The following is an 8,582-nucleotide window of genomic DNA, read 5'->3' on the forward strand; positions in this document are numbered from 1 at the left end:
CGATCTGGCGAGTATTCTCGCCTAAAAGGGTGTCCGGTTTCATTAGACCACTACACGACTGTTGCGCGTCGTAAACAGGTGGGAAACGTTGCCACGGTTTCCAACGCAAAATATCAGACCAAGGCCATCGGCTTGTTCGGCGACCAAGCAGCTCAAGGTGCCCGTCCAGAAACAATCGACCAATGAAGCGGCATATCACCTCGTTGATCAACTGATCCCATAGGCAACAGGAAACTCCTTTTCCAGGCTTTGTACCAAACCCCAAAGGCTTGCAGCCAATCAAACACCGGTCGAGCATCAGATGGCTAAAAAGACGTTGTTCGAGACGATCTGCACCAAATACTGCACGTTTGGAGCACATTGATTTCCACTTAAAGGTAACAATCTCCACACCCCCAACGTACTAACCCCGTTGGATTTAAAACGACATACGGACAGTCAGAAACAAGCAACCTCTGGGCTGACGTCATGCCAAACCCGTTACCAACTATTTGGAATTCAATCTCATGAAAACTCTGACTGCTGCAAATTACACAGTGGACGGCAATACTCAGAAACGTTCATTGGGCGTCACCACAATGAACCTAGGGGTTTTTGGTGTTTATGTCGCTCTTGCCGTGATTTACTTCTGGTTCGGGGGTATGAAATTTACCCATTATGAAGCGCAAGGTTTGGTTCCATTGGTTGGCAATAGCCCATTGCTCGGCTGGGTATATAAGATTTTCAGTGTCGACACCTTTTCCGGTTTGCTGGGTATTCTTGAGGTGTCCATCGGAGCACTGATACTGGGTCGTTTCGTTTCTCCGAAGCTTTCTATCCTCGGAGGTGCTCTATCTGCCGGTTTGTTTGTCACGACTGTAAGCTTTATGCTTTCAACTCCAGGCGTGTTCGAACCCGGACTTGGTTTTCCAGCCATCACTATTGCTCCAGGTCAATTTCTGCTCAAAGACATTGGTTTGTTAGCCGCCTCGATTTTCGTGGCCGGGCACTCGTTAGTTGAACTTGAATCCCGCTCTAATTGATTGATGATCACCTCAATGGCCTGAGTGCGAACCGTACTCAGGCCAGTGTTTGTGCACGTTCATAGGCCGTTGTTACCTCTCAGAAAAAATCTTTAACCATACCCCTCATAGACCGTTAGCACTTTTAATCCATTCACGGGGACTGACCCCCGTTTTTCTGCGAAATGCTCGTGCCAGAGCCGACGGACTGTCATAACCTACCTCTTCAGCAATCAAATTGATGGCTCGGCCTTCTCGCAATAGCCTCTGAGCCAGACTGACCCGCCAGCTCAATAAATACTCTGCAGGCGTTTGTCCTATGACAGTTCGAAAATGCGCCGCATAGGCCGAACGTGACATGTTAGATTCATCCGCCATCTCGGCAATTGACCAAGGATGATTGGGTGCGTCGTGGACGCGCAGCAAGGAGTGTGCAAGTCGAGGGTCTGCCAATCCTGCCATCAAACCTGTATGCAATTGATTCTGATCCAGCAGATGGCGGAACAACAATATAATCAGCAACTCGAACAGCCGATTGATTACAGCCTCCTTACCACACCGGCCCTCAGCCGCCTCTGCGAACATCCACGTCAGTGTGGTAGCCAGCAATGGTAATTCATCCAAAGGCAAAACAAGCATGTCCGGTAGCGAAGCTGAAAATGGGTTGTCGATGCCACCTTCAAACTCCATGGAAGCGCAGAGAAGCTGAGCGTCGTCAAACTCATGGGCAAACAAGCGGTGTCGACACGGCCGCGGCAGGAATATCAAGCTGGGCTTGGTCAGTACCGTATCGCGCTTGTCAATACCTTGCATCGTTACCGTACCCGCCTGCAACAGATGGATATGACCACGCTGATCAAGGTCACCGTAGGTTTGAACTCCACAAAGCTTGTCGTTGTAAAAAAGGTTCGCGCGAACGCCAAATCGAGACAGCAATGTAGACAGACGATCCATAATCAATCCTCAACCGATGAAATCTTGCTGCCCATTGTCGGTCGAGTATTTAAAAAACACCATTGAAGTATCGATGGCAGCCTTGTCCTTCCATTTGGTGCCAATGATGAACCCTACCGTAAGAGCTTGACCGTAAGAATGCCTTAAGCGGTGTAGCCGATTGAGGGTGTACGTGATCAGAGTTCGGCGATGTGTAGGATGGGCTTGAGTGTGATGCCCTTTGTGCTGCCCTCGGCGGCTTGGTTGATCTGTTCGAATGGGTAGAATTTGACCAATCGGTCGAATGGAAACCGCCTTTGTTGAAACAGCTCGACAAGTTGAGGAATGAATACCTGGGGTACACTGTCACCCTCCACGATGCCTCGGATGCTGCGTCCACCCAATATCAGACTGTTAATATCGAAGCTCGCCTTCGTCTCAAGCATTGGCGCTCCGACGATACCCAATGTACCCAGCCCACCAAGCGCCTCGATACTGGCTTCAAGGACTTCCGGCGTCCAGTGGATTCGAGTGGGAAATCGGCACCGCCGCTTGTTATTTCTCGCGCAGACTCGATGATCTCAACCTCTCGGCTGTTTAGGGTATGGGTAGCACCTAATTCGATGGCAAGCTTCACCCGAGAAGGCACTACATCGACCGCAATGATAGTCATGGCACCGGCAATGCGCGCAGCGATCACGGCACTCAATCCCACTGCTCCATCGCCATAGGCGACGAAACTGCTATCAGAACGAACCTTCAGTGAATTGATAACAGCGCCTGCACCTGTTTGGATGCCGCAGCCCAAGGGGCCTAGCAACGCCAGCGGTGCTTCAGACGGTACTTTGATTACATTTCTCTGGCGGGCTAGTGCGTAGGTTGAGAACGAAGACTGGGTGAAAAAATGGTCATGCCGCGGCTCGCCATTCTCGCTATGCAAAGCAATGTCTCCGTCCGGCCCCGCACCGCCAAAGTTATGCTCGTAGAAACTCTTGCAATACGTTTCATGACCACTTACGCAAGGCGCGCAATGGCCACAGGCACCCTAGGTCAATACCACATGATCCCCAACCTTCAGGTTCTTGACGTTTGGCCCTAGCGGTTCGACCACGCCTGAGCCCTCATGGCCGAGCACTGCCGGTAACGGCACCAGATATGTTAATCACGCACGATCAGGTCCGTGTGGCACATGCCCACGGCGACTACCTTCACCAATACTTCGTCTTCGAGGTGCACGAATGTAGGGCGTTTCAATGGAAAAAAGGTTGGCCGGGAGTTCGGACCACCACGACGGTGACCGCGCGTCGATCTGCACTTTATGCATAATGACTTCCTCTTCAGATGGGATAAGCAGGTGCTTCGCTCTTGATAGTGAGCCACTGCCAGTGAGTAAACGCCTCCCAGTTGGCAGGGCCTCCAATACTTGTCCCGTTACCGGAAGCGCCGACCCCACCGAACGGATTGACGACTTCGTCGTTGACGGTCTGATCATTGATATGTAACAAGCCAGTATGCAAGCGCTCGCCAAGCTTGAGCTCCCGCCCGAGGTTACTCGAGATGACTGCCATCGACAGACCGTATTCGGTGTCGTTGGCTAGCGTGATTGCGTCTTCGCCAGTGGCGAAAGGGGTCACCACTGCCACTGGCCCGAAGATTTCTTCGCAGAACGCAGGGTTGTCCGAAGTCACGTTGCTAAGCACTGTGGGTGACAGGAACAGCCCCTCATAGTGACCACCAGCCTGCACGGTTGCACCCGCTTGACGAGCTGCTTCGATAATACGTAGCGCATTGTCGCGTTGGTGTTCATTGATCAACGAACCTATCTGCACATCCGTACGAACCGGGTCGCCAACGCGCAGACTACGCGCCTTGGTTGTCAGCTTATCGATGAACTGCTCGTAGATGCCGCGCTGTACCAGCACGCGGCCCGTGGCCATGCAGTTTTGGCCATGATGCAGATAGACATCCTAGGCTCTGTACGAAAAGTCTGAACAGGTAAAATAGCCGTCATGATTGGCTGGGGACCTGCATGGCAAAACGTTACGAACTCCCCGATGCAGCCTGGGATCTGGTTGCCGATATATTCACGCAAACCCGCCGTACTGGGCGCCCATGAGCCGATGATCGCTTAATGCTTAACGGCATCCTCTGGGTACTCTGCTCTGGCGCGGCCTGGCGAGACATACCCGAACGATTCGGCCCTTGGTCAACGGTGTATCAACGTTTTCGCGACTGGCGCGATTGTGGCGCTTTCGATCAGATGCTCAAGCCTCTTCATATTCGGTTGAATGAGCAGGGCTTGATTGATCTGGACACCTGGATGATCGACTCCAAGGCCGTTCGCGCAACCCGAGCCTCATCAGGCGCCGGGAAAAAAGGGGGCCTGATGAACCACAAGATCACGCGCTCGGACGCAGCCGGGGCGCCCTGACAACCAAAATCCACATGCTATGCGACGCCAATGGTGTGCCGCTGCGCTTCCTGTTGTCAGGCGGGCAAGCCAGCGATATTGCCTATGCTCAACCATTACTGGATAAGGCTTGTATCCCAAGCTTACGTGGCCGTCCCCGCAAACGCTGCCGATGGCTATTGGCCGACAAGGGATACGATGCTCAAGCCCGGCGCCGGTACTGTGATCGTTATCGAATGCAAACGGTAATCCCCTTGCGCAGTATGAAGCGCAAACCCAAACCGGGCTTGCCCAAGCTGTTCGATCGGCCCAAGTACCGACAGCGCAATACCATCGAGCGCATGTTCGGGTGGCTGAAGGAGAACCGCCGCATCGTTACGCGCTTCGACAAGCTCACGACAAGTTTTACTGCGATGATCTCATTGGCCTGTTCCATGCGATGCGTAAGGCAATACTTTTCGTACAGAGCCTAGGCCGCGTTGATGACAGTAAGATCCAAGTCGGCATCGTAGAGCACGATCAACTAATTTTTGCCACCCAACTCCAACGATACCTTCTTCAGATTACGTCCGGCAGCTTCCCCCTCTTTGCTACAGGCCGCAGTGGAACCCGTGAACTGGATCATCCCGATATTGGGATCACAGGTCATGGCTGCACCAGTAGCGCCATCGCCAGGAAGAACTTGCAGCACGCCGGCCAGCAGGCCAGCCAATTCAAACAGGCGTGCGATCACGAAACCGCCGCATACTGCGGTACGCGGATCTGGCTTGAGTATCACGGCGTTGCCTAGTGCAAGCGCCGGAGCAACCGCACGCATGGCAAGGTAACGCGGAAAGCGGAAAGGTGAAAGGTGAAGGGTGAGATTCCCCATATCACACCCAGGGGGCGCCGGCGAGCCAAGCTCAATTGACCAGACTGCGAAGGAAGTATTTCTCCCGTGCTTCGGGACGGAGGGGAAGCCGCCTCGTGCAACGACTTGGTCAACAATTACGGCACTCCCGACCCCGATGGATGGGGCCTACCGGTGAACTCCGATGCCCGCAAAACCCTGATCAAAGCGTTGAACGGGAAAAAGACGTTTCGCTACCTCTATGACTTCGGCGATGGCTGGAATCACCAAATCAAAGTTGAAAATAAATTACCCGCTGTGGCATGCCCTCAGGTGCAGAATTGCATCGAGGGCGCCAATGCTTGCCCGCCGAAAGACATCGGCGGCAGGCAAGGTTATGCCGATTTCCTTGAAGTGATGGCTGACCCCAACCACCCAGAGCATGAACACATGATGGAGTGGCATGGCGGTACTTTCGATCCAACGCATTTTGAATGGGAGCGCGTCAATCAATAGTTGAAGGAGATTAAGGTCTGAGTTTCAAGGCGGTGAAGCTTGGACGGTTACGCATCTCGGGTAAAATTCCCATATTAATATTGTCGACCGAATGCATACTTAAATAACTACAAGCCAGGGTATTCGGGCACCGGGGTGCTCATTCCTGTCCGCAATCTATCTTTATCGCCGAGCAAGGCAACTCTGAGGCGCGGTACAACAAAATCAAAAAAACTACGAGTTTTAACGGGTAGTGGTATCTGACCGGCGTGAACTAAATTAACTGGTATCGGCGTGGGTTCGAATTCACGAAGAACTAATCGTAATCTTTGTTGTTCGACTACATGGGCAATTTGATATGATAAAATATGAGTTAGTCCTACGCTCGCAATAGCAGCATCAATAGCGGCCTCAGCAGTGTTTACTGAAAGACGAGGTTTTACCGTGATGGTTAATAAATCCGTCGGCATTGCAGCAGAGGTGAAGCTCCACATGGGACCAGAGGGTAATCCTTCGAAACTGACACATGTATGCTCCATGAGGTCATTAGGATGTGTTGGCTTGCCGTGACTGGCCAGGTATTCCGGGCTCGCGCAAACTACTCGGCAAACAGTACCAACTTGGGTGGCCACCATGCTACTATCTGGTAATTTTCCTACTCGTAAAGCCGCATCGATATGATCATCTACAAGGTGCATTGATTTGTCAGATAATATCAATCGGATATTAATTTTAGGAAATGAGGCCAAAAAATCATTAATGATTGGCAAGAGATGAAGACGCCCAAAGACGACTGGAGCAGTAACGACCAACTCACCTCTAGGGGTCGTGTATTCGCCAGATACAGAGCGTTCTGCTTCAGTCACTTGATCGATTATCTGCTTACAAGACTGGAGGTAGGTCAATCCAGCTTCAGTCAGCGTCAAGCTACGCGTAGAACGCACCAATAGCCGAACCCCTAGATGCTCCTCTAAAGCCGCGAGTTTTCGGCTGACTGTTGGCAGCGGAACCGAGAGCTTGCGACTTGCAGCAGAGAAGCTCCCAGCTTCCACGGTAGCTACCAAGATGGCCATCGCTTCAAGACGATCCATTTTGTTAATCCTCTCAGAAAGGAACACATTTTGGCATTGATCAATAACCTACCAGTCACTTTTACGCAGGTAAAGGTGCCGTTTCAGTTGTGCAAATTACTGTGTGATCATGTATTTTGAGCAAGAAATTATGTGTTTTTGCAGGCCATTTTTCATTTTTAACTACACAGTCAATTTTTAGCGTGACTAATATTTCCTGGGCGCTATGGTGCGTCGTGCATGTCACGGTCGTCAATTGCCTTCGACTCTCATTTTTTGAAAGGGTTCTTCTTGAAATTCCCGGCTTATCACCGGCTTTTTGACTCGCTAGACTAAGCGAATCACAACATAGTCCTCACAGGTGGAAAAATATGTCACGCGTTGAAATCCCGAGCCGGGAAAACACCCCGCCAGAGACCCACGCAACGCTGGATGCAATCGGGAAGCGCCTTGGTTTTTTTCCGAACCTGTACCGGCTCACAGCGATTAGCCCCAAAACCCTTGCGGCGTTGGTGGGAATGCAAACTCCGTTAATGAAAGTACTGGACCTGAAAACACGTGAGCGAATTGCGCTTATTGTATCAGAGGTTAACGGATGCGCTTACTGTGTGGCTGCTCATACCTTTGTTGGGCTGAACCTGGCAAAAGACAGTCCAGAAGAAATCGAGCTTGCACGAAAAGGGCAGTCGACCAATCCGAAGATTCAGACCATCATTCAATTCGCTGCAAAAGTTGCGGAAATGCGCGGGCACGTAAGTGAGGACGAAATTGCTTGCGTACGGGAAGCGGGGTATTCCGACGCGGAGATTATAGAAGTCATAGGTCTAGTAGTACAGTTCAGTTTCACCAATTACATAAATAACGTGTTCGATACTGATATTGATTTTCCGACGAACACATTAGTCTAGGCACTTGAACAATCATATAAGGCGGTCGCTACGATAGAGTCATACCTCATTTTCGATAAGATACTGCTAAACATCCTGCCGAGGTGCAGCCATGACCCGCACTATAATTCCGACACGAGACAGCGCAAGGGATGAGGTGCGTCCTGCGTTTGATGCCGTTTACAAAAAATTGGGTTTTGTACCGAACGTGCTGCGTTTGACATCACTTTCACCCAGCGCGCTCACGGCCTTAGACAAAATGCAGAAGTCGTTGGACGACAGCTTCGATGCAAGGCTTCGCGCCCACGTGGCGCTCGCAGTGTCTGAAGTAAATACATGCCTGTATTGCCTGGCGACACATACCTATATAGGTATGAATTTCGGAAGAATGTACCCGAGTGACCTGTTACGTGCCCGACGGGGTATGGCGAGCGACCGGAAAATGGCTGCAGCGGGGCAGTTTGTCAAACAAGTTGTCACTACTCGCGGGCACGTCGCTGAAGCGGAGCTCACACGCATTCGCGAAGCGGGTTTCACCAATGAGGAAATATTGTCCATCATCGGTTTAAGTGTTCAATATATGTTTACCAATTACATCAACAATGTCTTTGACACAAAAATTGACTTTCCCACGGTAGAAGTGTTGAATCCGAGCTGACATACATCAGAATTAGTCCAATCCAATCATTAGCGCGTTGCTAGCCAACGCCGCGCTCTCATCGAGCTGGCTCGGTAAACTTTGTCGCCTGGTTCATCCTGAATCCCTGTTGTTCATGGCGGTCGTTCGTGGACGCTGTTCGCCTTTCGAGGGGCCTAACTTCATCTCCGACCAGTGCACCGTGCTTCACCCAAAAAAACAGCGATATCTAACACGCCGATGATCGAAGCCAGCATCCAATGCCGCCGGGTAAAGTTCTAAATTCTCGAAATCTGAAAGGGTGGTTCCCGATATCGGGG

General features: G+C 51.3%; 10 protein-coding genes and 3 pseudogenes. 6 read left to right on the forward strand and 7 right to left on the reverse strand.

The window, feature by feature from the left end:
* Together ACW9IN_RS29650 and ACW9IN_RS29655 are read left to right on the forward strand one after the other, a co-directional pair.
* A partial coding sequence (locus ACW9IN_RS29650) for a hypothetical protein (RefSeq protein ID WP_457294622.1) occupies nt 1-186 on the forward strand: 186 nt, incomplete at its 5' end.
* 320 nt (nt 187-506) lie between these two features.
* Nucleotides 507-1,022 carry a YkgB family protein gene (locus ACW9IN_RS29655; RefSeq protein WP_038850261.1) on the forward strand — a complete coding sequence of 172 codons (516 nt, stop codon included), beginning with the start codon at nt 507-509 and terminating at the stop codon, nt 1,020-1,022.
* A gap of 105 nt (nt 1,023-1,127) precedes the next feature.
* Here the strand turns inward: ACW9IN_RS29655 and ACW9IN_RS29660 are convergent, their stop codons facing one another.
* The 5 genes from ACW9IN_RS29660 to ACW9IN_RS29680 all read right to left on the reverse strand — a co-directional run bounded on the left by ACW9IN_RS29660 (nt 1,128) and on the right by ACW9IN_RS29680 (nt 3,892).
* A complete protein-coding gene (locus ACW9IN_RS29660) occupies nt 1,128-1,955 on the reverse strand; it encodes a helix-turn-helix transcriptional regulator (protein ID WP_038850262.1) in 828 nt (275 codons plus the stop codon).
* Nucleotides 1,956-2,131: 176 nt separating this feature from the next.
* Nucleotides 2,132-2,380 carry an MDR/zinc-dependent alcohol dehydrogenase-like family protein gene (locus ACW9IN_RS29665; protein ID WP_305729226.1) on the reverse strand — a complete coding sequence of 83 codons (249 nt, stop codon included), beginning with the start codon at nt 2,378-2,380 and terminating at the stop codon, nt 2,132-2,134.
* Nucleotides 2,341-2,607 carry a zinc-binding dehydrogenase gene (locus ACW9IN_RS29670; RefSeq protein ID WP_305729225.1) on the reverse strand — a complete coding sequence of 89 codons (267 nt, stop codon included), beginning with the start codon at nt 2,605-2,607 and terminating at the stop codon, nt 2,341-2,343. The genes ACW9IN_RS29665 and ACW9IN_RS29670 overlap by 40 nt, the downstream gene beginning before the upstream one ends.
* A gap of 372 nt (nt 2,608-2,979) precedes the next feature.
* A complete protein-coding gene (locus ACW9IN_RS29675) occupies nt 2,980-3,084 on the reverse strand; it encodes an alcohol dehydrogenase catalytic domain-containing protein (RefSeq protein WP_369681327.1) in 105 nt (34 codons plus the stop codon).
* Nucleotides 3,085-3,271: 187 nt separating this feature from the next.
* A complete protein-coding gene (locus ACW9IN_RS29680; protein ID WP_200864556.1) occupies nt 3,272-3,892 on the reverse strand; it encodes an aldehyde dehydrogenase family protein in 621 nt (206 codons plus the stop codon).
* Between the two features lie 71 nt (nt 3,893-3,963).
* On the opposite strand from ACW9IN_RS29680, the pseudogene ACW9IN_RS29685 reads away from it, so the two are divergent.
* Nucleotides 3,964-4,817 (forward strand): annotated as a pseudogene (locus ACW9IN_RS29685) (IS5 family transposase).
* Nucleotides 4,818-4,870: 53 nt separating this feature from the next.
* On the opposite strand, the pseudogene ACW9IN_RS29690 reads toward ACW9IN_RS29685, so the two are convergent.
* Nucleotides 4,871-5,316: pseudogene (locus ACW9IN_RS29690) on the reverse strand (aldehyde dehydrogenase family protein); the annotation flags it as partial.
* Nucleotides 5,317-5,332: 16 nt separating this feature from the next.
* Between ACW9IN_RS29690 and ACW9IN_RS29695 the strand changes: the two are divergent.
* Nucleotides 5,333-5,689 (forward strand): annotated as a pseudogene (locus tag ACW9IN_RS29695) (plasmid pRiA4b ORF-3 family protein); the annotation flags it as partial.
* 107 nt (nt 5,690-5,796) lie between these two features.
* On the opposite strand, the gene ACW9IN_RS29700 reads toward ACW9IN_RS29695, so the two are convergent.
* A complete protein-coding gene (locus ACW9IN_RS29700) occupies nt 5,797-6,759 on the reverse strand; it encodes a LysR family transcriptional regulator (RefSeq protein WP_080642444.1) in 963 nt (320 codons plus the stop codon).
* Nucleotides 6,760-7,109: 350 nt separating this feature from the next.
* Between ACW9IN_RS29700 and ACW9IN_RS29705 the strand changes: the two genes are divergently transcribed.
* Nucleotides 7,110-7,646, forward strand: coding sequence for a carboxymuconolactone decarboxylase family protein (locus tag ACW9IN_RS29705; protein WP_038850264.1), 537 nt, complete (start codon nt 7,110-7,112; stop codon nt 7,644-7,646).
* Nucleotides 7,647-7,737: 91 nt separating this feature from the next.
* Nucleotides 7,738-8,283, forward strand: a complete 546-nt coding sequence (locus ACW9IN_RS29710; protein WP_038850265.1) for a carboxymuconolactone decarboxylase family protein — start codon at nt 7,738-7,740, stop codon at nt 8,281-8,283.
* Nucleotides 8,284-8,582: the final 299 nt, after the last annotated feature.

It is taken from the genome of Pseudomonas sp. SDO5271_S396 (assembly GCF_054071795.1).